Raw genomic sequence first — 568 nt, forward strand, 5'->3', positions numbered from 1 at the left:
TTTAAAGAGAAAGCCGGATAGGGATTGTAAGGGGGGTTCCTGGGCCCGGAGAAGGGTATAAAGAAAAGGGTCGGCGGCTGGGAGCCGACCCATCTGCAGTCGCTCGGCCACCCGGCGGCGTACGCCGCGTCCGCGACCGCGGTGTACTGGCTGATGATGACCGCGGGCCGGTTCCTCGTCGTCCCGCTGGCCCTGCGCTACCCGGCGCCGCGGATCCTGCTGGCGTGCTGCGCCGGGATGACGGGCTGTCTGGCGCTGGCGGCCGTGCCCACGCTCGCGCCGTACGCCTACGCGGGCGTCGGCCTGTTCATCGCCCCGGTCTTCCCGACGGGGCTGCCGTGGCTGGCCCGCGCCGTGCCCGGGCCGCGGCGCGCGGGGGCGTGGGTAATCGCCGCGTCGATGATCGGCGGTGTGGCCGCCCCGCCGGCGCTCGGCAAGGGCATCGAGGCCTCCGGCATCGGCGCCGTCCCCCTGCTGCTGCTCCTGCTGTCGGCGGCGAGCCTGGCGGCGACGGCCTGGCTCACGCGGGCGGCGGGCGACGGCTGACGGCTGACGGCCCGTGCGGGAG

1 pseudogene is annotated in these 568 nt (G+C 74.5%); it reads left to right on the forward strand.

Annotated features, from left to right (window positions below):
* Positions 1–54: 54 nt before the first annotated feature.
* Positions 55–546, forward strand: a pseudogene (locus PV350_RS46970) (MFS transporter); the annotation flags it as partial.
* Positions 547–568 lie beyond the last annotated feature (22 nt).

Source organism: Streptomyces sp. PA03-6a, from assembly GCF_033792765.1.
Lineage (GTDB): Bacteria > Actinomycetota > Actinomycetes > Streptomycetales > Streptomycetaceae > Actinacidiphila.